27 protein-coding genes and 1 other annotated feature are annotated in these 25,822 nt (G+C 40.1%); all 27 genes read right to left on the reverse strand.

The window, feature by feature from the left end; all coding sequences use genetic code 11:
* Window positions 1–22: 22 nt before the first annotated feature.
* Window positions 23–1,117 carry a carbamoyl phosphate synthase small subunit gene (locus tag A33I_RS09590; RefSeq protein WP_022628229.1) on the reverse strand — a complete coding sequence of 365 codons (1,095 nt, stop codon included), beginning with the start codon at window positions 1,115–1,117 and terminating at the stop codon, window positions 23–25.
* Window positions 1,117–2,394 (reverse strand): dihydroorotase, encoded by a 1,278-nt coding sequence (locus tag A33I_RS09595; RefSeq protein WP_022628230.1) that lies wholly within the window; start codon window positions 2,392–2,394, stop codon window positions 1,117–1,119. The genes A33I_RS09590 and A33I_RS09595 overlap by 1 nt, the downstream gene beginning before the upstream one ends.
* A 43-nt stretch (window positions 2,395–2,437) precedes the next feature.
* Window positions 2,438–3,325, reverse strand: a complete 888-nt coding sequence (locus A33I_RS09600; protein WP_152976461.1) for an aspartate carbamoyltransferase catalytic subunit — start codon at window positions 3,323–3,325, stop codon at window positions 2,438–2,440.
* A 198-nt stretch (window positions 3,326–3,523) separates the two neighbouring features.
* Window positions 3,524–4,837 carry a solute carrier family 23 protein gene (locus tag A33I_RS09605; RefSeq protein ID WP_022628232.1) on the reverse strand — a complete coding sequence of 438 codons (1,314 nt, stop codon included), beginning with the start codon at window positions 4,835–4,837 and terminating at the stop codon, window positions 3,524–3,526.
* A 204-nt stretch (window positions 4,838–5,041) separates the two neighbouring features.
* Window positions 5,042–5,608, reverse strand: coding sequence for a bifunctional pyr operon transcriptional regulator/uracil phosphoribosyltransferase PyrR (pyrR, locus tag A33I_RS09610; RefSeq protein ID WP_022628233.1), 567 nt, complete (start codon window positions 5,606–5,608; stop codon window positions 5,042–5,044).
* 189 nt (window positions 5,609–5,797) lie between these two features.
* A complete protein-coding gene (locus A33I_RS09615) occupies window positions 5,798–6,712 on the reverse strand; it encodes an RluA family pseudouridine synthase (protein WP_022628234.1) in 915 nt (304 codons plus the stop codon).
* Window positions 6,713–7,177 carry a signal peptidase II gene (gene lspA / locus A33I_RS09620; RefSeq protein ID WP_031311540.1) on the reverse strand — a complete coding sequence of 155 codons (465 nt, stop codon included), beginning with the start codon at window positions 7,175–7,177 and terminating at the stop codon, window positions 6,713–6,715.
* 75 nt (window positions 7,178–7,252) lie between these two features.
* Complete coding sequence (locus tag A33I_RS09625; RefSeq protein WP_022628235.1) at window positions 7,253–7,903, reverse strand: TraR/DksA C4-type zinc finger protein; 651 nt, start codon at window positions 7,901–7,903, stop codon at window positions 7,253–7,255.
* 146 nt (window positions 7,904–8,049) lie between these two features.
* On the reverse strand, window positions 8,050–10,815 hold the full coding sequence (ileS, locus tag A33I_RS09630) for an isoleucine--tRNA ligase (RefSeq protein WP_022628236.1): 2,766 nt from the start codon (window positions 10,813–10,815) through the stop codon (window positions 8,050–8,052).
* A 102-nt stretch (window positions 10,816–10,917) separates the two neighbouring features.
* Window positions 10,918–11,172: a binding site (T-box leader), on the reverse strand.
* A gap of 70 nt (window positions 11,173–11,242) precedes the next feature.
* On the reverse strand, window positions 11,243–11,737 hold the full coding sequence (locus tag A33I_RS09635; RefSeq protein ID WP_012959469.1) for a DivIVA domain-containing protein: 495 nt from the start codon (window positions 11,735–11,737) through the stop codon (window positions 11,243–11,245).
* A gap of 139 nt (window positions 11,738–11,876) precedes the next feature.
* Window positions 11,877–12,650 (reverse strand): YlmH family RNA-binding protein, encoded by a 774-nt coding sequence (locus A33I_RS09640; protein ID WP_022628237.1) that lies wholly within the window; start codon window positions 12,648–12,650, stop codon window positions 11,877–11,879.
* A 53-nt stretch (window positions 12,651–12,703) separates the two neighbouring features.
* Complete coding sequence (locus A33I_RS09645) at window positions 12,704–12,958, reverse strand: YggT family protein (protein ID WP_012959471.1); 255 nt, start codon at window positions 12,956–12,958, stop codon at window positions 12,704–12,706.
* A gap of 26 nt (window positions 12,959–12,984) precedes the next feature.
* The gene (locus A33I_RS09650; protein ID WP_012959472.1) at window positions 12,985–13,431 is read right to left on the reverse strand and encodes a cell division protein SepF; all 447 of its coding nucleotides are present in this window, start codon (window positions 13,429–13,431) and stop codon (window positions 12,985–12,987) included.
* 35 nt (window positions 13,432–13,466) lie between these two features.
* Window positions 13,467–14,156: a YggS family pyridoxal phosphate-dependent enzyme gene (locus A33I_RS09655; RefSeq protein ID WP_022628238.1), complete on the reverse strand. Its 690-nt coding sequence runs from the start codon at window positions 14,154–14,156 to the stop codon at window positions 13,467–13,469.
* A gap of 34 nt (window positions 14,157–14,190) precedes the next feature.
* Window positions 14,191–15,033 (reverse strand): peptidoglycan editing factor PgeF, encoded by an 843-nt coding sequence (gene pgeF, locus A33I_RS09660; protein WP_022628239.1) that lies wholly within the window; start codon window positions 15,031–15,033, stop codon window positions 14,191–14,193.
* Window positions 15,034–15,126: 93 nt separating this feature from the next.
* On the reverse strand, window positions 15,127–15,420 hold the full coding sequence (locus tag A33I_RS09665) for a YlmC/YmxH family sporulation protein (protein ID WP_051320832.1): 294 nt from the start codon (window positions 15,418–15,420) through the stop codon (window positions 15,127–15,129).
* Window positions 15,421–15,586: 166 nt separating this feature from the next.
* A complete protein-coding gene (gene sigG, locus A33I_RS09670; protein WP_420796756.1) occupies window positions 15,587–16,456 on the reverse strand; it encodes an RNA polymerase sporulation sigma factor SigG in 870 nt (289 codons plus the stop codon).
* A 57-nt stretch (window positions 16,457–16,513) separates the two neighbouring features.
* A complete protein-coding gene (gene sigE, locus A33I_RS09675; RefSeq protein ID WP_012959477.1) occupies window positions 16,514–17,227 on the reverse strand; it encodes an RNA polymerase sporulation sigma factor SigE in 714 nt (237 codons plus the stop codon).
* Between the two features lie 34 nt (window positions 17,228–17,261).
* On the reverse strand, window positions 17,262–18,191 hold the full coding sequence (gene spoIIGA, locus A33I_RS09680; protein ID WP_022628242.1) for a sigma-E processing peptidase SpoIIGA: 930 nt from the start codon (window positions 18,189–18,191) through the stop codon (window positions 17,262–17,264).
* 180 nt (window positions 18,192–18,371) lie between these two features.
* Window positions 18,372–19,517, reverse strand: a complete 1,146-nt coding sequence (ftsZ, locus tag A33I_RS09685) for a cell division protein FtsZ (RefSeq protein ID WP_022628243.1) — start codon at window positions 19,515–19,517, stop codon at window positions 18,372–18,374.
* 38 nt (window positions 19,518–19,555) lie between these two features.
* Window positions 19,556–20,851, reverse strand: a complete 1,296-nt coding sequence (gene ftsA, locus A33I_RS09690; RefSeq protein WP_022628244.1) for a cell division protein FtsA — start codon at window positions 20,849–20,851, stop codon at window positions 19,556–19,558.
* A 173-nt stretch (window positions 20,852–21,024) separates the two neighbouring features.
* Complete coding sequence (locus A33I_RS09695) at window positions 21,025–21,384, reverse strand: small basic family protein (protein WP_022628245.1); 360 nt, start codon at window positions 21,382–21,384, stop codon at window positions 21,025–21,027.
* Window positions 21,385–21,390: 6 nt separating this feature from the next.
* On the reverse strand, window positions 21,391–22,101 hold the full coding sequence (locus tag A33I_RS09700; RefSeq protein WP_022628246.1) for a DUF881 domain-containing protein: 711 nt from the start codon (window positions 22,099–22,101) through the stop codon (window positions 21,391–21,393).
* 3 nt (window positions 22,102–22,104) lie between these two features.
* Window positions 22,105–22,827 carry a DUF881 domain-containing protein gene (locus A33I_RS09705; protein ID WP_022628247.1) on the reverse strand — a complete coding sequence of 241 codons (723 nt, stop codon included), beginning with the start codon at window positions 22,825–22,827 and terminating at the stop codon, window positions 22,105–22,107.
* Window positions 22,805–23,590 (reverse strand): cell division protein FtsQ/DivIB, encoded by a 786-nt coding sequence (locus A33I_RS09710; protein WP_022628248.1) that lies wholly within the window; start codon window positions 23,588–23,590, stop codon window positions 22,805–22,807. Before A33I_RS09710 ends, A33I_RS09705 begins: the two co-directional genes overlap by 23 nt.
* Before the next feature lie 129 nt (window positions 23,591–23,719).
* Window positions 23,720–24,637, reverse strand: a complete 918-nt coding sequence (gene murB / locus A33I_RS09715; RefSeq protein ID WP_022628249.1) for a UDP-N-acetylmuramate dehydrogenase — start codon at window positions 24,635–24,637, stop codon at window positions 23,720–23,722.
* Between the two features lie 92 nt (window positions 24,638–24,729).
* Entirely contained in the window at window positions 24,730–25,821 is a 1,092-nt protein-coding gene (gene murG / locus A33I_RS09720; protein WP_022628250.1) for an undecaprenyldiphospho-muramoylpentapeptide beta-N-acetylglucosaminyltransferase, read from the reverse strand.
* Between the last annotated feature and the right edge of the window lies 1 nt (window position 25,822).

Genomic DNA, 25,822 nt, shown 5'->3' on the forward strand with positions numbered 1-25,822 from the left:
GTCGATGCATTAGGTGCTTAATTTAGATTGCTTGAATTTCTTTTGACTTTTTCTCTTCCGCTATCATGTGTAAAAATGCATCAAATAGATAACTTGCATCTTCAGGACCTGGTGATGCTTCTGGATGATATTGAACACTAAAAGCTGGATAATCGAGATGCTTCAATCCTTCTACTGTTCCATCATTTACAGCCTCATGTGTCATTTCAAGTCTTGTGTTTACTAAACTCTCTTTATCAACCGTATAGCCATGGTTTTGAGCAGTAATATCGATTTTGCCAGTGGAAATTTCTCTTACTGGGTGGTTAGAGCCACGGTGGCCAAAGCGTAATTTACTTGTCGTTGCACCTGAAGCAAGTGCTAAAAGCTGATGTCCTAGACAAATGCCAAAGATCGGCACCTTCCCTAAAAGTTCTTGAATCATCGTGATTGCTTGAGGTACATCTTCTGGATTACCTGGGCCATTACTTAGTAAAATCCCATCCGGTCTTAGTCTGAGAATTTCTTCTGCACTCGTGTCATATGGCACAACAACCACATCACAATGTCGCTCGATTAATGACTGTAAAATGCCATGCTTCATACCGAAGTCGACCAACACAATTCGTTCTTCTTTGCCTGGTGCATGGTACGCATCTCTTACAGAAACCGTTTCAACTTGATCGTGCTGCCATCCACTGTTTGAAAGCTCTTGTACGATTTCTTCACGATCTACATCCATTGAACAAATGCGCCCTCTTAAGGTACCGTGCTCACGAATTAATCGAGTAAGCTTACGTGTGTCGATTCCTTCTAATCCTGGGATTCCTCTTGCCTGAAGAAATGTATGAAGTGATTCTTCATTCTTCCAATGGCTAGGCTCGCGCTCTACTTCTCTCACAATCAAACCATGAATGGCAGGTGTAATTGATTCAAAATCATCACGATTGATTCCGTAGTTTCCAATCAGCGGGTAAGTCAATGTAACAATTTGACCGCAGTAAGAAGGATCAGATAATATTTCCTGATAACCTGTCATTCCTGTATTAAAGACTACTTCTCCTTTAAGTTCCGTATCTGCTCCAAATCCTCTGCCCACAAAATACGTCCCATCCTCTAAAATTAATTGTCTTTTCATTACTTTACACGCTCCTTTTCCCATACAAGTTCACCGCCAACAAATGTCATCATCGGCCACCCTGTTGTCTTCCAGCCTTTAAAAGGTGTATTTTTACCTTTAGATGCAAAATCATCTGGGTTAATCGTTTCCACCTGCTCTAAGTCAATCACACAAAGGTCTGCCGCAGCACCTTCTTTTAATCCACCCGCATTCAGCTTAAATGTTTTGGCTGGTGCTACTGTCAGCCAATCAATCAGCTGTTTTAATGTAATCACGTTCTTCTTCACTAGATGTGTATTTAGTAAGGTAAATGCAGTTTCAAGACCTACAATGCCAAATGGTGCACGTTCGATTCCTTGTGCTTTCTCTTCAGCTGTATGCGGTGCATGATCAGTCGCAATGAAGTCGATCGTTCCATCTAGCAGTCCCTCAATTAATGCCTCCTGATCTTCCTTGCTGCGAAGGGGAGGATTCATTTTATAGTTTGCATCCAGCCCGTCAATGTCGTCCTCACATAGGAGCAAGTGGTGCGGTGTTACTTCTGCTGTTACTCGTATACCAGCGCGTTTGGCATCACGTACCACTCGGACTGATTCTTTTGTTGAGATATGACATACATGATAATGAACACCTGCAGCTTCGGCGAGCAGCACGTCTCTTGCAATATGTACGGATTCACATACTGAAGGAATGCCATTCAAGCCATTTTCTTTAGAGAAACGTCCTTCATGTACTGAACCATTTTGAATAAGTGTATTTTCTTCACAGTGAGCAACAATCGCCATATCAAGTGCTGCTGCCTTTCTCATCGCTTCTAGCATCATGCTAGCTGACTGGATTCCAACACCATCATCAGTGAATGCGAATGCACCTGACTCTTTTAACTCTTCGAAATTGGTTAATTCACGGCCAAGCAATCGTGTCGTAATCGCTGCATAAGGCATTACATTAACACTTGCTGTCTCTTTAATGCGATCATTCATCCAGTTAAGTTGTTCCTTTGTGTCAGGTGTAGGTCTTGTATTAGGCATTGCACAAATGGTCGTGAATCCACCTCTTGCTGCCGCTTTAGTTCCCGTCTCGATCGTTTCTTTCTTTTCACCGCCGGGCTCACGAAGGTGTACATGCACATCAACAAATCCTGGAGTGATTAACTTTCCTGCCACATCGATGATCTGTTGCTCTGCATCATTGGGGATGGTGCTCACTACTTTTCCATTTTCAAAAGAAACATCTGCTCTTACTAATTCACCAGATTCTGATAAGATGAAGCCGTTTTTTAATGTTGTAATCATCATTCATTCCCCCAATTATTGATTTTGTTTTATTGATTTTATCTTATTGATTTTGTTCTAATGCACGCTTTAGGACTGCCATACGAACATAGACTCCATTTTGCATCTGTTTAAAAATTCTAGACCGTCTTGATTCAACTAACTCACTTGCAATTTCTACCCCTCTATTTACAGGTGCCGGATGCATAATAATGGCATGTTTTTGCATTCTTGCTTCTCTTTCAACTGTTAATCCAAAGCGGCTATGATAAAACTCATTTGTAAGTGCATTATTTTGTTGATGGCGTTCATTTTGGATTCGAAGCAGCATCATGACATCAGACTTCTCAGCTGCTGTGTCCATTGAAATATAACGATAGAGGCTGCCGAAACCTTCCATCCATTCTTTTGGTCCAGAGATCATCACATTTGCACCTAATCTGGTTAAGATTTCTGCATTAGAACGTGCGACGCGGCTATGCCTGAGATCACCGCAGATTACGACCCTGAGACCTTGAAATGTTCCAAACTCTTGTTTAATCGTAAGAAGGTCTAACAGTGATTGTGTAGGGTGCTGACCGCATCCATCCCCTGCATTTATGACTGGAATTTCGAGCTTACTTTTGATTTCTTCGTAATACTCATTTTGCGGATGTCTGATGACTAGAGCGTTCGCACCGATTGACTCAAGTGTTTTAGCTGTATCATACAGAGTTTCTCCTTTTTGTACGCTTGATGTTTCTCCGTCAAAAGAGAGAATTTCTAGTCCAAGCTTTCGTTCAGCAACTTCAAAACTCATTTTTGTACGGGTGCTCGGCTCAAAAAATATGTTGGCAACAAACAGTTGATTTAAAGGTCTCCAGCTCATTCCCTCGGAGAATGCTTCAGCCTCAGCTAAAATCCAGTCAATCTCTTGAAGAGTCAAATCCGTCATTGTATGAAGTCCTCTCACACTTACCTTCTCTAAGCTCATCTGCATCGCTAAATGCCTCCTTATTTACATCCATTTTTATACAAAAAACCCTGAGAGAGGACTCTCAGGGTATAGAGAAGCAGGGAGGTCTGTTGGGGCCTCTCCTTCTTGCACTATTCCTTTGAAGTCTCTCTGTACTTCTTTAAAGGTGTAGCAACATATTAAGCAACTTGTTTTTTAAGCTGCCTGTTTTTCATCTTCAGCAAATGGATCTTTTTTGCTGTAGCTTTCTTCTTTATTCGGAAGCACCAAGTGAAGAAGCATTCCGATAATGGTTGCAAGCGCCATGCCTGCTAGTTGAATTTCATCAGTTACTTGAATGAATGCTCCGCCGATTCCAATGACTAGAATTACTGATGAGATAATTAAGTTTCGTTTACTGCCGAGGTTAATATTGTTATCGATTAACATTCTAAGACCTGATGATGCGATCACACCGAACAAGAGGATCGATACACCACCCATAACAGCAGTCGGAATCGTAGAGATAAGTGCTGAAATTTTTCCGATGAAGGCAAACCCGATTGCTAGTGTTGCTGCACCGCCGATAACAAACACACTAAACACTCTTGTAATCGCTAATACGCCAATATTTTCACCATAAGTCGTATTTGGCGGCCCCCCGATGAATGAAGCAATCATTGTTGCCACTCCGTCTCCAAGAATAGATCGGTGCAGGCCTGGTTTCTTAATAAAATTCTTGCCAACGACTTTACTCAATACCATTTGATCACCGATATGTTCAGCGATTGTGACAACCGCAATCGGCATCATAATGAAGGCGATCGCCCATGACCACTGCGGTGTGTAGCTGACAAATGGGATCAGCATTTCTGGTGCAGCAATCCAAGCTGCCTCTCTTACAGGAGTAAAATCAACCATTCCTTGAGTATAAGCGAATAAGTACCCTCCGATAATTCCAAACATGATTGGTACAAGACCTAGGAACCCTTTAAAGAACATTGAAACGATAATGGTAATTAACAGTGTTACTAGTGCTGTTGTAAAATGGGTTGTGCTGTAAACTTGTTCATCAAGGCCAGGTATATACATCGCCATATCAATTGCGACTCCTGCTAACCCAAGACCGATTACGATAATAACAGGACCAACTACAATCGGTGGCAAGAGTTTCATAATCCAGCCTACTCCGCTCGTTTTGATTAATAAAGCAACAGCTCCGTAAACAAGACCTGCTAAGAAACTTCCAAGCATTGCTCCTTCTGGTCCGCCAAGCGATGTGGCAGCAAGAATTGGTGCAATGAAGGCAAAGGATGACCCTAGATACGCTGGCACCTGACCTTTTGTGATCAGCAAGTAAGCTAATGTTCCGAGACCGCTTGATAATAGGGCAACGGATGGAGATAAGCCGACTAAAAATGGAACAAGAATGGTTGCTCCAAACATGGCACATAAATGTTGAAGACTTAATACGAACCATTTGTCAAAACGGGGTATCTCTCTAATTCCGATTTCTGTTTGTTGTTTCATGATGATTCCTCCTCGTTTCTCCAAACAAAAAACCTCTTTGCGTATGACAAAGAGGTTTCACCTAACAAAGTTGACTTTAGCCGTCAGACTCTATGTAAGGATTTACCCTCTTGTCAGCCTCGCAGGACTGGGTTAAAGAGGTATACGTATGAGGTTTTTTGCTGTGTACATTGTATTTTTATGTTCGTTTATTCTGCTTATTGTTTATTCTGTTCGTTGTTCGATTGTGACCTCATCCATTGCATCCACTTCACTGAGCTTAGCAACGATTTTTTCACTTTTAGATGTCGGTACATTCTTTCCTACATAATCAGGGCGGATCGGCAGCTCGCGATGGCCTCGATCAATAAGAACCGCTAGTTGAATCTGCTCCGGCCTGCCTAAATCAATTAATGCATCGAGTGCAGCTCTAACTGTTCTTCCGGTATATAATACATCATCAATTAAGATCACTTTGCGGTTGGTAATATCAATTGGAATGTCCGTTCCCTGCAGGACCGGTTCATCCGTCTCTGACTTATGCGACAAGTCATCTCTGTAGAGCGTGATATCGACCTCTCCTACTTCAACCTTCACGCCTTCAATTTGCTCAATTCGCTCAGCAAGTCTCCTAGCTAAGTAGATTCCGCGTGTTTTTATACCTACTAAGACGCAGCGCTCTACTCCTTTATTTCGCTCAATAATCTCATGAGCAATTCGTGTAGTTGCTCGCCTTACAGCTTGTTCATCTAAAATCACTCGACTCATTTTTCTCACCTTCTTATGATCCATTAACTACCATGATGCCGGCATAAAAAAACCTCCAGCCAAGCAGGCTAGAGGTAAACGTACAGCTTTGTGATGTGTGATAAGCAGATACACTTATCCCACAATCATTCCGTTTCCTTCTAAGCCTCACGGGACTTTATTAAAGGACTATTTGATTGATTTCATTATCGCAGAATAAAGCGCAGGTGTCAATTACTTCTTTCGTAAATAATGAAGCAGATGTTCCATATCTTCTGGGATAGGGGCAGAAAACTCTAGCTCCTCCCCTGTTCTAGGATGGGTGAAACCTAACGTTGCCGCATGCAGAGCCTGACCTTCAATCTCGAGTGTTTTCTTTTTCGGACCGTATTTAGGATCTCCAGCTAAAGGATATCCAATGTACTTCATGTGAACACGAATTTGGTGGGTGCGTCCTGTTTCTAATTCACACTGAACATACGTAAAGTCTTTAAAACATTCGAGTACAGTAAAGTGAGTCACTGCATCGCGGCTGTTATCTTCTGTTACGGTCATGCTTTGACGATCTTTTTTATCACGACCAATTGGCGCCTCAATCGTTCCGTGTTGGTGCGGGATGACCCCATGCACAATCGCTTTGTAATGACGTTTGGTTGTTTTTGCTTTTAACTGGCTCACTAATGATTCATGTGCATGATCATTTTTTGCTACCATCAGTAATCCAGACGTATCTTTATCAATTCTGTGTACAATTCCCGGCCTAATAACACCGTTGATCCCAGACAAATCTTTACAATGATGCAGCAAGGCATTTACCAGTGTACCTGTATAGTGGCCTGGAGCTGGGTGTACAACCATACCGCGCGGTTTATTCACCACAATGACATCTGCATCTTCATACACGACATCTAATGGAATATCTTCTGCAATAACGTCTAACTCTTCAGGCTCAGGAATAGATAAAGTCACTTGGTCTTCTACTTGCATTTTATAATTAGATTTAGTGGCCTTTCCATTAACTTGGACTTGACCGTCTTTGATCCATTGTTGCACTTGAGATCTTGACCACTCACCATTTTGAGCAGTTAGAAATTTATCAATTCGTTCGTTTTTATTCTCTTCTAAAATTGTCCATTGAATTTCTTCCATTTAAGCTGTCTCCTTCTTCCTTCGCTCATCTTGAAACATTTTAATAAATAGTAGTCCGACTCCTATACAAAGAGCCGCATCTGCTACGTTAAAGATCGCGAAATTATAACCAAAAATAAATGTATCTACAAAGTCAACAACTTCTCCTCGAAAAACGCGGTCAATAAAGTTACCGACAGCCCCGCCTAAAATTAGTGCTAAGGAAGTAGCAAATAAAACATCACCTTTTGCTTCTTTTTCCATGTAATAAATAATTCCAATAATCACGATTGTCGTAATAATATAGAAAAACCACATTTGTCCTTGAAGAATACCAAAGGCAGCCCCTTGATTACGGTGAGATGTTATGTATAACACATTCTCAATCACTAAAATGGATTCACCAATCTCCATTGAGGTGTCAACAATCCATTTTGTTACTTGGTCAATCAAAATCACGATGAGGGCAATGATATAGTACATCAAACTCGTTCCTCCGCTCTTGTTCACTTGTTTCCATACTTATGCATTGTAGCACAAAAAAGGGGGGATGTCCTCCCCCTACAATTCATCCATATAGTGATCATAATGCACGTTGCGCTGGAACTGAACATTCTCGTCTCCAGTATACCCTTCTATTCCTGTTGAGAGAAACCCTTCTAGCTCTTCAACATACCCTATTAATTCATCCCCATCATCCATTGAGGCATCTTCATAAATCATCGAATTCTCATTAAAGCGGGCTACTGATTGATATGCATCTTCTGCATCAAACTCTGTTTCTGTATCATCATCGTCATAGTTGTAGCGGCCAAAAGAATCCAGCACCTCTTCTTCAACAGGACGATCATCAGCAATATGCGCTCTTGCCTCTTCAACCGTTGTCGTTGCGGTTGGGTTGGCTTCTAACCGCTCAATAGGAATATCTCTCCCTGTACGTGCACACACACCGTATGTTCCGTTCTCAATTTTATCAAGCGCTTGATTGACATCCGCTAGTTCTTTTTCAAGATGCGCATATATCGCTGTATCTTTCTCACGCTCATAAAGATCCGTTGCCGTATCAGCGGGATGATTATCATATTGTGATAATTCACCAGTTGAAGCTGATAATGCATGCTTTGATTCGTCATGGGCATCTGAATCAATTCGTGCTTCTAATGACTTTTTCATTTCTTCTAGCTGTCTTTTCTGTTTACTCCAATTCCGCATAATAATTCTCCCCTTTTGAGCTTTCAGCTTCCAGATAAGCTCTGTTATAGCTTAACCAAACTTAGTAAAAACAACGAAAAGAGAACTCAGCCAATTGATGTAAACAGAAGAAAATCACCACCTATTAAAAGTGGTGATTTGTAGTGTTAGTTATTGTAATGCGTCTCAACCGTCTCTGCACATGACTTACACAGTCCAGGGTGAGAATCACTTGTTCCAACTGTCGGTGTAACTACCCAGCAGCGCTCACATGTTTCACCTTCTGCTTTTTCAACAACGATACGAAGAGTATCAAAGCTCATAGCATCTTCAGGTGCTGCCTCAACGCCAGCTTTTACCTCTACCGCTGAGACGATAAATAATTTCTCTAAATTAGGTGTAGTGTTTAATAACTCTAATACATTCCCATCTGCATATAATGTAACAGCAGCTGTTAATGATTTACCAATTCTCTTATCATTTCTTGCTTGTTCTAATGCTTTAAGAACATCATCACGAACAGCCATGAAGTGCTGCCATTTGGCTTTCAATTGTTCCACATCACCAAATGATTCGACCTCAGGCATATCTGTTAACTGAACACTTGCTTCACTTACAGCAGGGATCTCTTCCCATACTTCATCAGCAGTATGAGATAGGATCGGTGATACTAGCTTCGTTAACGTAAGAACACTTTCGTACATAACCGTTTGAATTTTACGACGCTCAGCGTGATCTGCATGTTCAATATAAAGAGTGTCTTTAGCAAGATCCATATAGAACGAACTTAATTCAATTGTGCAGAAATTATGGATCGTGTGATAAACAGTAGAGAATTGGTATTGATCATATGCATCTTTTACCTTTTCAATCACTTCATTTAATTTAACAAGCATAAATAAATGAACGCCATCAAGATCCTCGTTCTTTACACGATTCACAGCAGGATCGAAGTCATGTAAATTACCGAGCAAGAAACGGAAGGTGTTACGAATCTTTCGGTAAGACTCAGATACTTGCTTTAAAATCTTATCAGAAACACGTACATCAGACTGATAATCGACAGAAGCTACCCAAAGCCTTAAAATGTCCGCCCCCAATTGCTTCATGACATCGTTAGGAACGACAACATTACCTACCGACTTACTCATCTTGCGCCCTTGCCCATCAAGAGCAAACCCGTGGCTTAGTACGCCTTTATATGGGGCTTTTCCAGTTACGGCTACACTAGTTGATAAAGAAGAGTTAAACCAGCCGCGATATTGGTCTGAACCTTCAAGGTAAAGATCTGCCGGGCGAGCTAATTCTGCTCGTTCTTCAAGTACCGCTTGATGGGATGAACCTGAGTCAAACCATACATCCATAATATCCATTTCACGAGTAAATTCACCGTTTGGACTATGTTCTGAAGTAAAGCCTTCAGGCAATAACTCTTTTGTATCCCATTCAAACCAAATATTTGACCCGTGTTCACGGAAAAGAGCCGATACATGATCGATCGTTTCATCCGTGATAATCGGCTCGCCATTTTCTCCGTAAAATACCGGAATAGGCACACCCCATGCACGCTGTCTCGAAATACACCAATCCCCACGGTCACGAACCATGTTGTAAAGTCTTGTTTCTCCCCATGAAGGGATCCATTCTACATCGTTAATCGCTTGAAGAAGTTCATCTCGGAAATCAGCAATGGAAGCAAACCATTGAGCTGTAGCACGATAGATTACCGGCTTTTTTGTTCTCCAATCATGAGCATAAGAGTGTGTAATGAATGTTAATTTCATTAATGCGCCCACTTCATCGAGCTTTTCAGTAATCGGCTTATTTGCCTGATCATAAAACATTCCTTCAAAGCCAGGAGCTTCCTCTGTCATATTCCCTTTATCATCAACCGGGCATAAAACATCGAGACCATACTTTTGTCCGACAAGATAATCTTCTTCCCCGTGTCCTGGTGCTGTATGAACACAACCTGTACCAGCATCTAGTGTTACATGGTCTCCACACATAACGAGTGAATCACGTCCGTAAATCGGGTGGGTGGCAACAACATGCTCAAGCTCTTGACCTTTTACCGTTTTTTCAACTTCTACTTGCTCCCATTCAAATTCAGCTTGAAGCTTCTCAAGCAAGCCAGCTGCAACCACATATTTCTCGTCATTCACTTTGACTACGTTGTAATCAAGCTCAGGATGTACAGAAATTCCTAAGTTTGCTGGGATCGTCCAAGGAGTTGTTGTCCAAATAATGATCTTTTCATCACCAGCTAAAACATTTTTACCATCCTTAATATTAAAGGCCACATAAATAGAAGGCGAACGTTTGTCATGATACTCAATTTCAGCTTCAGCTAAAGCAGATTCAGAAGAAGGGGACCAATAAACAGGTTTTTTCCCTTTGTAGATATAGCCTTTTTTAGCCATATCACCGAATACTTTAATTTGCTGAGCTTCATATTCTTTATCCAGAGTTACATAAGGGTTCCACCAATCTCCTCTGACACCTAACCGCATAAATTGTTCACGCTGACGGCTGACTTGCTCACGTGCATACTCTTCACAAAGCTTACGAAAAGCAGCAACGGTCATTTCCTTACGTTTTACTTTACCGTTTTTAGTTAAGGCTGTTTCAATTGGCAGACCATGTGTGTCCCAACCAGGTACATATGGAGCATGAAATCCATTCATTGATTTATAGCGAACAATAAAGTCTTTCAGTACTTTGTTTAAAGCATGACCCATGTGAATATCGCCATTGGCATAAGGAGGTCCATCATGTAATACAAATAGAGGACGACCTTCTGTTCTTTTTTGCACGGCTTTGTAAATATCTTGCTCGTTCCATTTTTCTTGACGTTTCGGTTCATTGTTCGGTAAGTTCCCGCGCATCGGGAAATCCGTTTTTGGCATAAGTAACGTTTGTTTATAATCCATTCCTTATTTCCTCCTTGTTGTTTTCACCACTTGATAATTGTGAAACATTTATGTGAAACTTCCTAACGTATAGCACAAAAACAAAAAAGTCCCCTCATCCCAAATAGGGACGAGAAGACTTACCCGTGGTACCACCCTAATGAAAAGAAATAGTGTAATGCTTGAATACCGTGCAATAACAATTTCTCTCCACTTAGCATTCGTAACGTGAACGTGACGTCGCAGCCTACTGGATCAACATCGTTCGGTGCAAAACTAAAGGGTGATTTTCTGTAAAGATCTATAGTTCAGGCTCGCACCGCCCCTGAATCGCTTCTCTAAGATTCCTTACATACTATCCCTTATCCTTGTCGTATGCTATATAAGTAATCATTATTATATGCTAAATGAGATGCGCTGTGCAAGGTGCACAGTGAAAATGAATGAATTAGGATTGTTCTTTTTCCAATTCATGTTCTTCTGGTTCGACAAACTCGTCCCAATCATCTGTTTTTAACATCTCTAATTGTGCTTCAATTAACATTTTAAATCGCATTTTATAAACAGATGCCTGCTTTTTTAATTCTTCCATCTCAATCATGATTTTACGGGACTTTGATAAAGAATCATTAATAATACGATCAGCATTCTTCTCAGCTTCTTTAACGATTAACTGAGCTTCTTTTTGCGCATTGCGCCTTACTTCTTCTGCTGACTCTTGAGCAACTAGAATAGACTTGTTTAATGTTTCTTCAATGTTCTTAAAGTGCTCAAGTTTCTCATCTAGATCAGTGACTCGATCAAACAATTCTTTCTTCTCACGCAGCACAGCTTCATAGTCTTTAATGACTTGATCAAGAAATTCATTGACTTCATCTTCATCATACCCTCTGAAACCTCTGGTAAATTCCTTGTTGTGAATATCTAATGGTGTTAAAGGCACCTTTGCCACCCCCAATTTTAAACTTTTCTTGGAATTTCACTTTTTTCATTACTCTGTAGTTTATTTTTCTTATATTCGACAAAAAAAGAGTAAAACCTTTTATTCCCACAAAGAAATAATTGGAAACATCATTATCTGACTATAATAATCTCGCGTAACGAATTCTAATTTTATCTTTTTTTGTCCGGCCTAATTGTTCTAGCACTTTACTGCGTCCGTGTCCACGAACAGATATGTAATCTCCTTCTTTAACTAAGAAGTCCACGTGATCGGTTACCCGCCAATTCACTTTAACGAAGCCTCTTTCAATATACGGCTTCACTTTTGCACGAGAAAGATTATAAATTTCTGAGAGGATGACATCAAGCCTCATAGAGGAAACGGTCGTACTTTCCTCCGTCCATTTATCTTCTGGTGTTTTTAGTTGTTCAAGTGAAATAGGCACTAAATCAATACTAGCCTTACCAATCTTCTCTACATTCATTTTCACGAAGTCAGCGATTTCACTTGCTACAACTAATTGAATACCATCCTGAGTAATCATGATATCCCCAAACTTTTCTCGTTTAAGCCCAATATTCATCAAAGATCCTAATACATCAGAATGAGTGAGCGTAATGAATTTGGCAGGGTAATTTATCGAAAAATAAGCTAAATTGAAATGAGATTGTTCAATTTCTAAATAGGAAGGACAAAGATAAGCTCGCTTTCTCTCAGAGTCATCTGCTCCTCCAAAAAATTGATAAGACAGCTCGTCATCATTTCCAATAATTAATCGAACAATATCTTGCTCTCTTGGGTCAAGGAAATCCGTTCTGCGCTCTTGATGCATCACACTTACTTCCTCTTTCCACGATAATACTTGTTCAACAAATGGCCTTTCTTCTTCCCTAAAATGCTGAAAAATCGACATGAACGAACTCCTTTAATCGAACTCCTTCAATTAAGGTTCCCGCATCCTTCACCTTAACTAAAAATGGCAAGAACTCCCGCGCTCGCTAAACGTAGAACAATAATCGCTACAATCGGCGATAAATCAATCATACCTAGCGGCGGGATAAAACGTCTGAATGGTTCCAAATATGGCTCGACAATGCTTCCTAAAAATTGCCCGAAAGAGGATTCACGGGCATTCGGGAACCAAGACATAAGAATATATCCAATAATTAAAAATGAGTATATATACATTGCGTTATAAAGCAATGCACCTATTGTTTGCACGAATACTTCACCACCTTTATCATACCTTAACGATCAAACTGATCTTGCATCATTTCTGTAATGGTTCCTGAAACATCTACATTATCAGGCGTACACAAGAAAATATTTTGACCTAGCTTTTGAATGTCTCCTCCAATAGCATACACTGTCCCGCTCAAAAAATCGACTACCCGCTTTGCCTGGTCATGGGAGACGCGTTGTAAATTGATAATGACGGCTTTGCGGCTTTTAAGATGGTCAGCAATCTCCTGTGCCTCATCATATGTTCTAGGTTCCACTAAAATGACTTTAGCACCTTTTTGCACACTTTGAAGACTTACAACATTTGCTGCCTGCTGCTTATCACTGCTTTTTTTCCCTCTTTGGGGAGTGGGCTCTATTTCATCTTCTGAAGCTTCTTCGACAACCTCTTCATATTCCCTTACGTCATCTTCTAATTCAAAAAATCGCTTAAATTTCTTTTTCATCCCCATAAACCATCCCTCCTCTTAATAGTTGTACTCTTTTATCAATTTACTTCTTTTTTCTCATTGCCGACAAGTGATGTGCCAATACGTATAAAGGTTGCTCCTTCTTCAATAGCTACTTGGTAGTCATTAGACATTCCCATTGAGAGCTCTGTACACGGAGCATGAGAATAGTTTTTGGCCTGAATATCTAATTGAAGTTTCTTTAATGCCTTAAAGATTGGTCTTGTCTCTTCGGGATCATTGACATATGGCGCCATTGTCATTAAGCCTATAATTTTCAAGGAAGGATACGCTGCTAACTCTTGTATAAACTCATCTACTTCCTCTATATCAAGACCTGCTTTTGACTCTTCTTTTGAAACATTTACTTGAACAAAACATGCCAGTTCACTGTCTAGACGCTTGTCCAATTCTTTAGCAAGCGACATCCGATCAAGAGAATGCAGATAAGAAATGTGAGGGACTACTTTTTTCACTTTTTTTGATTGGAGGGAGCCTATAAAATGCCAAGAAACCTGTTCTTGAATGTCTTCTAGTTTCATAGCTAAGCCTTCCGCTCTATTTTCCCCTAAATGAACAACGCCTGCATCAATCGCCTCTTTTGCTCGCTCGTTGCTGACATACTTGGTCACTGCTACCACATTTACCGAGGCAGGATCTCTACCGGTCCGCGCACAAATGGACGCTATTTCACTTTGTATTTTGTCAAAATTCTGCTTGACTGACATATTCACTTCACCTTACTTTCTTCTTACCAACCATTTACCTAAGGCCGATATAACTCATAAATCTGCCTGTTTTACCTGATTCAGCCCGGTATGAATAGAGTCTGTCATCTTTAGCTGTACAAACAGACGAAACGTAAATATTTCGTTCTTCTATGCCAGCTTCAATTAATAAATGCTTATTTAATAATCTTAAATCTAATTGATATTTTCCATTTGCATTTTTTGTGTAAACTACTTTTTCTTCAGCACAGGGTAGTGCATTAAGTACCTTATTAATAACAAAATCATCAACTTCGTATGCCTCTTTACTAATGCAAGGGGCAATAGCCACCTGAATATCATTAAGAGGAACTCCTTCATCATTGTTCCATTTCTCAATCATCTTAGGACCAATTAATTGGACAGTTCCCTTCCAGCCTGCATGGGCGACACCGATTATTCCGTGGTTTCTTGCGTGGTTTCTTGCGTGGTTTCTTGCAAAGAAAAGCAAAGGTACACAATCTGCATAAAGGCTGGTTAATAAAATTCCTCGCTCCTTGGTATACAAACCATCTGTAGCAGAAATCGCATCCTGTATTGTTCTTGCTCCTAAACCCATGTCTTCTTTTGTTACTTTTTGTATTGTTGAACCATGAACCTGTTCTGAACCTACCCATTGACTCAAAGGAAAGGAAATAATTTCAGCAAATCTCTCACGATTTTTTAATACAGAATCTGATTCATCATTCACATGGAACCCCATATTAAGGGTATTAAAAGGCGGCTCGCTTAATCCGCCCTTTCTTGTTGTAACACCAGCAACAAGATCTGAGTTTTCGTTTTGCCATTGTTTTACTGATAAACATTCTGGGTGGATTTCATTAAATACCTCTCCCATTATGTTCCACCTCCGACTTGCTGCTTCTAAAAACTTAGTTTGGTTATAGTTTACCATAATTGACCGCTTACAAGAAACGACTTTATTCCTTTTTCAACGCCTTCTTGTTGTCGTTTGCTGGCTCATATTAGTAAATGGCCGTCTAAACCCTTCTGGTACTTCAACTAATATAACATCGGAACCAATCTTAATGATATTCTTCCATGGAATAATCACTTCCTGTTCTTCCCTGCCAAAAAGCCCCATCATCTTACCCGTCCCGTTTATTACCATTGCTTCAATTTCACCTGTTTGTAAATTAATATCTAAATCAGTTAAGTGACCCAGCCTTTTTCCATTCTCCATATTAACGATATCTTTTGCCTGCAGATCAGATATTTTCATCATGTGACTCATCACCTCTTTTTCAGTCATACCCTCTCCTCCCATTGTATGCGCTTAGTTCCATGAATTATGAACAAGTTTAAATGAGACTAAGGGTTAAAATGACAAAAAGCCCTTACGAAATTAGTTCGTAAGAGGCTTTTGCTGATTGATATGTTTACTAAACCTGTTAACTTTGAGCATGCTTATTCATTTGTTGGATAGCGGCCTTTTCTAACCTGGATACTTGTGCTTGTGAAATACCAATTTCATCAGCGACTTCCATTTGAGTTTTCCCTTGGAAAAAGCGCATATTTAAAATCATTTTTTCTCGATCATTCAGGCGGATCATGGCTTCTTTTAATGCAATTTCTTCTACCCAGTTAACATCTTTATTACGATCATCACTTATTTGATCCATTACAAAGATTGGGTCTCCCCCATCATTGTAAATCGGCTCAAACAAAGAGACAGGATCCTGAATTGCATCAAGGGCAAAAACCACATCTTCTTTTGGCACATCAAGAACTTTGGCAATTTCTTGTACTGTCGGCTCATTTTCACGCTTTTTTTCAGCCATCAGTTGATCTCTGACCTGCAGCGCTTTATACGCGATATCACGCAAAGACCTTGAAACTCGTATTGGATTATTATCACGCAGATACCTTCTTATTTCACCAATAATCATAGGAACTGCATACGTTGAAAATTTGACATTTTGACTTAAATCAAAGTTGTCAATTGATTTCATTAACCCAATACAACCTACTTGAAATAAATCATCGACGTACTCCCCGCGATTGTTGAATCGTTGAATAACGCTTAACACTAAACGTAAATTACCATTAACTAACACTTCTCTTGCACTGTCATCACCACTTTGTAACTGAGTAAATAAATCGCGCATTTCGGTGTTTTTTAATACTGGAAGCTTTGATGTATCTACCCCACAGATTTCAACTTTATTTCGTGTCAATTCTTTCCCTCCTAACGCGGGAGATGATGTCAAGTAAAGTATCTCCTTAGGTGGGAAAAATATGCACAAGCTAAAATCAGTCAATTTTGACTAAAGGGGAGAGAGCTTGATACGAAACGAAAACTTCAGTAAAAATATTTTTTACACCATTTTATTGAACTCTTTTTGTAGTCGTTTAATAATTCGTTTTTCTAAACGGGATATATAGGATTGAGAGATCCCAAGCATATCTGCCACATCTTTCTGTGTTTTTTCTTCTTCCCCAGCAAGTCCAAAACGAAGCTCCATGATCTGCTTTTCACGTTCATTTAACGTATGAAGAGCTTTTACTAATAATTTACGATCTACTTTTTCTTCAATTCCTCGTGTAATGATATCCTCTTCTGTTCCAAGTACATCTGACAACAATAACTCGTTGCCATCCCAATCGATGTTAAGAGGCTCATCAAAGGACACTTCAGACCGTGTTTTATTGTTCCTCCGTAAATACATCAGAATTTCATTTTCTATACAACGAGAAGCATAGGTTGCGAGCTTAATTTTCTTTTCAGGATTAAAGGTATTTACCGCTTTTATGAGGCCTATGGTTCCTATACTGATTAGATCCTCAATATTAATTCCTGTGTTTTCAAACTTCCTAGCAATATACACCACAAGACGCAGGTTTCTCTCGATCAGCATCGAACGCACGGCTTTATCACCCGTCGGTAGCTTCTTCAATAATACGGCCTCTTCTTCTTTAGAAAGCGGCGGGGGCAAGGCTTCACTGCCGCCGATATAATAAATCTCATCTGGCTTCATTCCCAGCTTGTGCATAATTCGATACCACAATAGCCTTAATTTAAGTTTTAACAATAAAATCGCCTCCTATGATGTAAGGTAATAATCTTTAATTTGCGACAGGGCTTATAGAGGGTTGTCTTACAAGCGCGGGATGAACGATACATTGATAGGCTTGATCAGGTGATAGTGATTCTTCTTGAAGCCCAATTAAAACTTGGTTGGACTGGTACACTTGTCCATCATGTTCAATCGAGACACTATCTGGTTTAATGGCTGTTAGGAATGGACTGCTCTGTCCTATTACTTTATACGGAATAATCTTCGTCCTCTTCATCCATTCATCTGATAATTCGCTATCTGAATCATTAAATACGTCTAAAGTTGAGATAGCAGAAATGACCTCTTGTCCGAATATTTTCTCTAAGCAAGTTGTCTCAATGATCATGACTGGCGCACGTGTTATAGGATCATGCAGCTTATTGCCACTATCTATCAGTCCTTGTGTTTTAATAGACTGGTCGAAGAGGTGAATCGTAACGGTTGCTAGCTGCTCGTAATGTATTTTTTTTACTTCAATCGTCTCGAGTCTAGCTTTAGAAAAATACCATACGATTGGAAATCCAAGGACCACAAACACCCAGCTGACCCCGCTCCCAAACCCGGCTTGTGCAGGAGAGGAAACAGCAGCTAGAAAATCAATTTCAGTCTGCCAGAAAAAGTGAAGAGCAAACAATCCGCCACCGGTCATAAAGGTGACAAAGTAAAACATCAATAGTCCCTGAAAGAAATAACTCCATCTCTTAAAACCAAATGCAATAAGGACTATAAATATAGAATAGATTGCTTTCATCCAAGGCTGATAGAATAAAGCGCCTAATGGTGTGAACATCAAAAAAACAATCAAAGATGCAAAAAGCGCGCCAACTATAAACCGGATTCGGTTAAATCGTCTCTTTAGGACAATAGCTGTGAGGGCAATTAATAAATAATCAATACAAAAATTAAGAAACCAGATTACATCAAGATAAAGAGTCATCGCATCCCTTCTTACCATTCTTTTGAAATTAAGTATATATAAAGTCTATTAATTAGTCTGTCAGTTCATGACGAGTAAATCGATGTAATTTTGAAAGATTTTCACTGAATCTGTCTATCTCTGGACGAAGTGTATAAAACATAAAAAAAGCATCAGCGCTAAGCGCTGATGCTTTCCTTGTTATCTTGAACGGTTTCTACGATTACGTAAGAACGTAGGAATATCTAATGTGTCAGAAGAATCTTGAGGCTGCGGCGGTTGCTGCTGGAACCTAGATTCTTTTTGAGGTTCTTCTTGCTGTGGTTTTGCTTGTTGTTGCTGCTGCTGTTGTTTCATTTGATTTTGAGGTGTTTGACGCTGAGGTTTATTTTCAGTGTCATCAAATCCGGTAGCAATAACAGTAACAACGATTTCATCTTTTAAATTCTCATTAATAACGGAACCAAAGATCATGTTCACTTCAGCATCAGAAGCGGCAGAAACAATCTCAGCTGCTTCATGCACTTCATATAAACTTAAGTTAGATCCACCCGTAATGTTCATTAAAACGCCTTGAGCGCCATCAACAGACGTTTCAAGTAATGGACTTGAGATGGCTTTTTTAGCCGCTTCAGATGCTCTGTTTTCACCTGTAGCAATCCCAATGCCCATTAATGCTGAACCTTTATCTGTCATGATTGTTTTCACATCGGCGAAGTCAAGGTTAATTAATCCAGGTACAGCAATTAAGTCAGAAATACCTTGGACACCTTGACGAAGCACGTTATCTGCTTCACGGAATGCTTCAAGCATCGGTGTGTTTTTATCAACAATTTCAAGAAGACGGTCATTCGGAATCACAATAAGTGTATCTACTTTTTCTTTCAAAGCTTGAATTCCTGTAGCTGCCTGCGTTTGACGTTTACGGCCTTCAAACGTAAATGGACGTGTAACGACACCCACTGTTAAAGCTCCAATTTCTTTAGCAACCTCTGCAATAACAGGCGCTGCACCAGTTCCTGTTCCACCACCCATTCCAGCAGTGATAAATACCATGTCAGCACCTTGAAGTGCTTCTTCTAAATGCTCGCGGCTTTCTTCAGCCGCTTTTTTCCCGATTTCAGGATTTGCTCCTGCACCAAGACCGCGTGTTAACTTCCCGCCTAGCTGAAGTTTAGTTTCAGCTTTTGATAAGTGCAGGGCTTGTGCATCTGTATTAACTGCAATAAACTCTACTCCTTGCAGTCCGTTTTCAATCATTCGGTTAACGGCGTTACTACCTCCGCCGCCTACACCAATAACTTTTATCTGTGCTAACTGATCCATATCCATTTCAAATTCTAACATTTAAGGTCCCCCTAATCAGACTATTGCCTCGTTCGCTCTTATTCAAAGAACACTTTAAACCAATTCTTCATCTTAGATTTAGCTTTTGGTTTTTCTTCTGTTCTTGATTGTTCTTTTTCATTCTTCGTACTGCGTTTCTGATCTTGCGATTGTTGTTCTGTCGCTTCATAATCTGCTACAGAAGCAGCAATTTCTTTGCCTTGAATTTTAACATTTTTGTACGCAAATTGTATTAAACCAACACTTGTTGTGTATTGAGGTTCACGTACACCAATGTAATCAGGTATAGCTACCCTGACGTTACCTTGCAACAATTCCTTAGCAAGCTCTAACACTCCAGGAATCATCACGGTCCCGCCCGTTAAGACATAGCCACTTGGAAAGTCACGATAGCCAAGCCTCATGATCTCCTTATAGATCAGCTCAAACACTTCTTCCATACGAGGTTCAATAATATGAGCTAAATCATACTGGCTGAATTCATCTTTTTCTCCACTTCCGATAGCAGAGACGCTAAAGCGCTCCTCATCAGAAGCTTCATCAATAAAAGAATGTCCATATTTCACTTTAATTCGTTCCGCTTCTTCCGTAGACACCCGCAGGCCAATCGCTATGTCATTTGTAATATGATCTCCACCGATTGGAAGAACAGATGTAGACTGCAGTGTACCCTGTTCAAAAACTGATACAGTAGCGGAACCGCCGCCAATATCAATCAAACAAACTCCGAGATTCTTCTCGTCTTTTGAGATAGCGACCGAACCAGATGCAAGCGGCTGCAGACAAATATCTGCAATTTGTAACCCTGCGCGTTCCACACATCTTAGTAAATTATGTAATATGGTCTTAGATCCAGTAATAATTGTACCTTCCATTTCTAACCTAACACCAATCATTCCACGCGGATCGTTAATTTCATCTAATCCATCTACAACAAACTGTTTCGGGATAACATCGATAATTTCTCGTTCTGGCGGAATAGATACAACTTGTGCAGCATCGATCACTCGAGCAATATCTTCATCACCAATTTCACGGTCAGGGCTTGAAACAGCGACAACTCCGTGACAAGGCTGTAATTGAACATGGTTTCCATTCACTCCGACTATGACTTGTTTAATCGATAGCCCTACCATTCTCTCAGCTTGTTCAACTGCTCTTTTTATGGATCGAACAGTCTCATCAATATCTACAATTGCACCTTTTCTAATTCCTTCAGAATGAGTGTTTCCTACTCCAATAATATTAATTGTTCCGTTGGCCACTTCTCCTATGATTACTCGTACATTGGATGTACCGATGTCAAGACTTACATAGATTTCACTGTTGTTCAAACTGTGGCACCTCCTTTTAAGCTAATCCCTTTTTTCATTGTTTCATAAATTTTTTAGAAATTGGGCTTACCATACCGAAGCTCAAATGTTGAATATTAGAATTATTCAACATTAAGCTTGGTTTTCCTTTTAAAATCGCTCATTTTCTTTTTTTTTCATTAATTTAATGGTTTTTAAGCTTGTCCTTCACTTCGTTTAGCCTGCCACTTAGATAGTAACATACGCCTGATCACCGCAATATTATTAAAAAGTCGCACACCAAAAGCAAAAATCGCTGCTAGGTATAAGTCTACACCAAGATGGACACCTAGAAAAGCCAAACCTGCAGCAAGTAAAATATTAAAGAAAAAACCAGTCACAAATACATTTGAGTCAAAGGTCTCCTGTAAGTGTGCTCGAATCCCGCCAAATAAAGTATCTAAAGCAGCCAAAACGGCGATGGATAGATAGTTTGAATACTCTGCAGGGACTCTAAATTCGGTCATTATACCTAATAAAACACCAAGAAGTAATCCAATTACCGGAAGCCACATCGAATGTTACCCCTCCTTTACTTCTTCCATATATCTTACGCGAGGTGTTTGATCGTATCCAGGCAATGTTAAGTCCCCCACTTGCTCCACTGTTAACGTAAAACCATCTATTTCAAAATATTCAACAGACTCTGATACAATCATGCGGTTAGCAAGCCTCTCTGGATCATCTGTCAACACTTTCACTTTAAGAGGGGTAGGAGGAAGCCTGCGATAATTTAGATGTGTAATTCCATTTACGTCCCTAAAAGCAGAGGTTGTAATCAGCCTTTCATCTGCTACTGCAATATGAGTGGCACCATATACATTCAACTCGTTCACTAGATAACGAAAACGTTCTGGTGATGGTGTTCTTCTCATTAAATGAGGGGCTCGTTCATCATAAAAGGGCTCTATCGTAAGGATAACACCTGATCCGCTTACCTCAGTTAATCCAGCCTCTACCCGAAGGTCGCTTATCTGCTGATCCAAAACATCTGTTAAATGATTTTGGTCGGAATTTTGAGGCGAACTGTACTGAGCTATTAATTCTTGCGCTTTATTTATTTCGTTCGTTAAATACCTTTCTCTCTCACGTTCTTGCTCAATTTCCTGACGCAATTCTCTTATGTCACGTGTATCACGCACAACAGGTTCTTGGGTTGTTTTAAATTGGATTGCGAGCATAAACCCGATAATAAAAACCACAATGGTAAAAATCCATTTACGTTCCAACAACCATCACCCACCCTCTGTTAAATATGGGTCGAGTTCAATTAACCCTTGCTGTTGGATTCTAATACTAATCCCGTCATTTAATAGCTGGTCCTTTACTCCCCCGACGAGAGAAATGGCTTGTTCAAACTTCTCTCCATCCCCAATAGCTGTGACAACAAACGGGGCATAAGATGTATTACCATCAATAATAATAACCGGCCCTGCACATTGAATGTAGGATTTATGAGAAATGCGATGTCCATTTATTGCAATAGCCTCTGCACCTGCTACAAAGAGCTCATGAACTACTTTTTGAACATGGATCTCATGAACAATGTAATCATTAGGATTGGACCCTTCAGGAACATAGGATGCATCTTCCAAAGATACTTCCAACCCAGGTCCTTTAACAGGTACATTCCCTACCACCTTACGAAGCCGATCTAGATCTTCAATCAAATTTGTCGTACGAAGTTCTTGTTCCGCACTTTCAGATGCTATCTCGTCTTCAAGCAGCCGAACTTCTGTCTGATACTCCCTAAGTTCCTCTTGTAATTCTTGATTTCGCTCTTGTAAATTTGAAATCTGGTTACGCAGCTCATCCTCATGTCTCCACTGCCTTTCATAACCAGGTGTTAATTCAGCCTGTCTTTCATTCGTCAGTTCATAGCTCAGTGCCAGAATAAAGCCAGTTACGAGCAGAACGAAGGATAAGATTACATGTTTACCCTTCACTTTCAACTTCACTATCTTCTTCCTCCTCAAGATCAAAATCCTCAAAATACGGACTCATCTTCATGTGTAGTATCCCTTTTCTTGAAGGATCAAGTTCTCGCACGATTGAAGGATAAGGAAGCATTCTAGAAGAGAAGTCTTTAATTGTTGAATGTACTTCTAACCCATCATTCATATGTATGATCACTTCATCTGATTCCGTCTCAGTCTGCGAATAGAAAATCTCTGACATTCGTGCGATTAATTGTTCAGGTGTATTGATCAACTCTTGAGCAAATTCCGTCAAGGCTTCTCCCTGCTCCCACCCAATTAAAATAGGAGCATCTGCAGGAAATTGATGTCGTGGCAGTTCACTTAAAAATGTCCCGCTTTCTAGCAACGGGTAATACTTACCATCCGAATATAAATAACCAATACGGGAATGCTCATGCACATTTAAGACAACTGTAGTTGGGAATTTTCGGCTGATTGTGACATCGGCAATTTCAGGACGAATCAATAAATGGTTACGTATTTCTTCTTCATCAAGATTCCACATGCTTGTCCCAGTTGTTAACTGAGAGCTCTCAATCACTTGTTCATCACTTATTAAAAAATTCCCTTCTACTTCTATCGTTCGTATATGACTTAAAGGAGATTGAAAATAGACCATTAATAACAACAACAAAAAGAAAAGCGATAAAAAGAACAGCAGCCTTCTGTTGGCTCTTTGCTTACGCTGTTCTTTTAGTGAAGGTATCCGCTCATTAATGGTAACCACTTTTTCATTACTCATTGTCCATCCCCCGATTATCGTCTCCGATACAATAGTATAATAGCCAAATCCTTCTTTATAGGTTTATAAGAGGGGCTATCTTTACATTTGTTTAATTATACCATAGACAAACGAGAGATTCACTGATGTTTAAGGGGTTTTAAGCTTTCTTCCAATCATTTCTACTTCTGTCTCCATTTCAATTCCTTTTGACTCTTTAATCGTTTCTTTAGCATGCTTAATTAAATTCAACACATCTTCAGCTTTTGCATTGTCAACATTTACGATGAAATTTGCATGCATATCCGATATTTGAGCACCGCCAATTTGGTAGCCCTTTAAGCCAGCTTCTTCTATCAAAGCACCAGCATGGTTTGGCAGTGGATTACGGAACACACTGCCGCATGTTGGATGGCTCCACGGCTGTGTTTCGCGGCGATAATCTTTATTCTTTTGCATGTGTTTAACAATTTCTTCTTTCTCACCCTTTTTAAGCTTAAAGACTGCTTCTACACAAATCCCCTTTTCATGTTGAAGGCGTGATGTACGGTAAGAGAACTCCATATCGCTTCCCTTAATCCATTCAAGGCTGCCATCAGGGTACAGAACACGCGCTTTGATTAGTATATCTGCAACTTCCGCCCCATGAGCACCAGCATTCATGAAAACAGCTCCGCCCACTGAACCTGGAATTCCCCCTGCAAACTCCAAACCAGATAGACCTTGGCGGCTGATAATCGTTACTAATTTAATTAACGGATAACCCCCGCCCACTGTAATTTCTTCATCATCAATTTCTAAATGATCTAAGCCTTTACCAAGCTTAATGACAACGCCTTCGATCCCTTCATCGGAAACAAGCAGATTAGAACCTCTGCCGATCGCACGCCAAGGGACTCCTGCTTCCTTCACTATGTCCATCGTATTGATTAAGCCTTCTATATTTGCCGGTTCAACTAAGACATCAGCTGGTCCGCCGATTTTCCATGTTGTGTGCTGGCTAAGCGGCTCACTCACTTTAATCGTTCCAACTTCTTTTTCTTTTAACTTTTCAATAACATGCTCCATTCTTACATCCCTCTTTCTACAATCCCGCATTCTTCTTGATGATTCTATTTTTTGTCGCCTCGTATATCTTCATATTCTATGTGTTTTGCTACTCAGCGTGAAACGTCTTTTAAGACATTCATTAAATCATTCGCTGCCGTTGGCACACCAAGCTTTAACGCGGCACCATGCATCTTTTCCCACGTTTCTTGTTCATTAAACACCGAATCAATATCTTGGAGTAATCGTTCTCCGTTCATTTCTTTTTCAAGACGAACTATGGCAGCCCCGCCTTCTTCAAGAGACCTTGCATTTTTCTCTTGATGGTTATTTGTCACATAAGGACTTGGGATAAGAATACTTGGCAGGCCAAGTGCTGTCAGTTCTGCAAGTGTCGTTGCTCCTGCTCTTGCCACAACCAAGTCTACTGCCCCCAAAACATCCGGCATGTTATGAATGAAAGGTTTTATGATTACATTTTCAGGGCTGCCTGCCTCTTCTACCCTCTTAGCGACAGCATCATAATGGACGGCACCTGTCACATAGATAAATTGATAGTTTCTAGTGGAAGCTTGCTTTAATACACTAATAAACGCATCATTAATCGGTTTTGCACCGCGGCTTCCGCCCACAATTAAGACCGTTTTTTTAGTTTTATCCAGCCCTAGTGACTTTGCCCCTGCCGCTGCATCTACACTTTTCACCTCTGTTGCACGTGGATTACCAGTAAATACAACCTTTTCTTTCGGGAAGTATTCAGATGCTGCATTAAAACAGATAGCTACTTTATTTACATATCTGCTAAGAAATTTATTTGTTAAGCCAGGAACGCTATTCTGCTCATGAATAACCGTTGGAATTCCCATTTTTGCTGCAGCATAAACAACTGGTCCACACACGTATCCCCCTGTGCCGATCACTACATCTGGTTTAAATTCCTTCATCATTCTCTTGCTGTCTTTTGTACCTTTTAAAAAGCGTAGCACGGTCTTAACATTATCCACTGATAGTTTCCGTCTGAATCCGGTGATATGTATCGTTTTAAATGGAATACCCTCTCTTGGGACAAGTTCGCTTTCTAGCCCTTTTTCTGTACCAATATATAAAATCTCTGCTTGTGGATCTTGTTTCTTTATTTCTTTAATTAAGGATAAGGCAGGATAAATATGTCCGCCTGTACCTCCACCGCTCACTACTACTCTCATA

This window comes from Alkalihalophilus marmarensis DSM 21297 (assembly GCF_000474275.2).
In the GTDB taxonomy this organism is placed as follows: Bacteria; Bacillota; Bacilli; order Bacillales; family Bacillaceae_D; genus Alkalihalophilus; species Alkalihalophilus marmarensis.

Coding starts and splice junctions, on each gene's coding strand:
- A33I_RS09590 (WP_022628229.1), bottom strand. CDS start 1,117: ATGAAAAGACAATTAATTTTAGAGGATGGGACGTATTTTGTGGGCAGA.
- A33I_RS09595 (WP_022628230.1), bottom strand. CDS start 2,394: ATGATTACAACATTAAAAAACGGCTTCATCTTATCAGAATCTGGTGAA.
- A33I_RS09605 (WP_022628232.1), bottom strand. CDS start 4,837: ATGAAACAACAAACAGAAATCGGAATTAGAGAGATACCCCGTTTTGAC.
- pyrR (WP_022628233.1), bottom strand. CDS start 5,608: ATGGATCATAAGAAGGTGAGAAAAATGAGTCGAGTGATTTTAGATGAA.
- A33I_RS09615 (WP_022628234.1), bottom strand. CDS start 6,712: ATGGAAGAAATTCAATGGACAATTTTAGAAGAGAATAAAAACGAACGA.
- A33I_RS09625 (WP_022628235.1), bottom strand. CDS start 7,903: ATGCGGAATTGGAGTAAACAGAAAAGACAGCTAGAAGAAATGAAAAAG.
- ileS (WP_022628236.1), bottom strand. CDS start 10,815: ATGGATTATAAACAAACGTTACTTATGCCAAAAACGGATTTCCCGATG.
- A33I_RS09640 (WP_022628237.1), bottom strand. CDS start 12,650: ATGTCGATTTTTCAGCATTTTAGGGAAGAAGAAAGGCCATTTGTTGAA.
- A33I_RS09650 (WP_012959472.1), bottom strand. CDS start 13,431: ATGGGGATGAAAAAGAAATTTAAGCGATTTTTTGAATTAGAAGATGAC.
- A33I_RS09655 (WP_022628238.1), bottom strand. CDS start 14,156: ATGTCAGTCAAGCAGAATTTTGACAAAATACAAAGTGAAATAGCGTCC.
- pgeF (WP_022628239.1), bottom strand. CDS start 15,033: ATGGGAGAGGTATTTAATGAAATCCACCCAGAATGTTTATCAGTAAAA.
- A33I_RS09665 (WP_051320832.1), bottom strand. CDS start 15,420: ATGATGAAAATATCTGATCTGCAGGCAAAAGATATCGTTAATATGGAG.
- spoIIGA (WP_022628242.1), bottom strand. CDS start 18,191: ATGACTCTTTATCTTGATGTAATCTGGTTTCTTAATTTTTGTATTGAT.
- ftsZ (WP_022628243.1), bottom strand. CDS start 19,517: ATGTTAGAATTTGAAATGGATATGGATCAGTTAGCACAGATAAAAGTT.
- A33I_RS09695 (WP_022628245.1), bottom strand. CDS start 21,384: ATGTGGCTTCCGGTAATTGGATTACTTCTTGGTGTTTTATTAGGTATA.
- A33I_RS09710 (WP_022628248.1), bottom strand. CDS start 23,590: ATGAGTAATGAAAAAGTGGTTACCATTAATGAGCGGATACCTTCACTA.
- murB (WP_022628249.1), bottom strand. CDS start 24,637: ATGGAGCATGTTATTGAAAAGTTAAAAGAAAAAGAAGTTGGAACGATT.
- murG (WP_022628250.1), bottom strand. CDS start 25,821: ATGAGAGTAGTAGTGAGCGGTGGAGGTACAGGCGGACATATTTATCCT.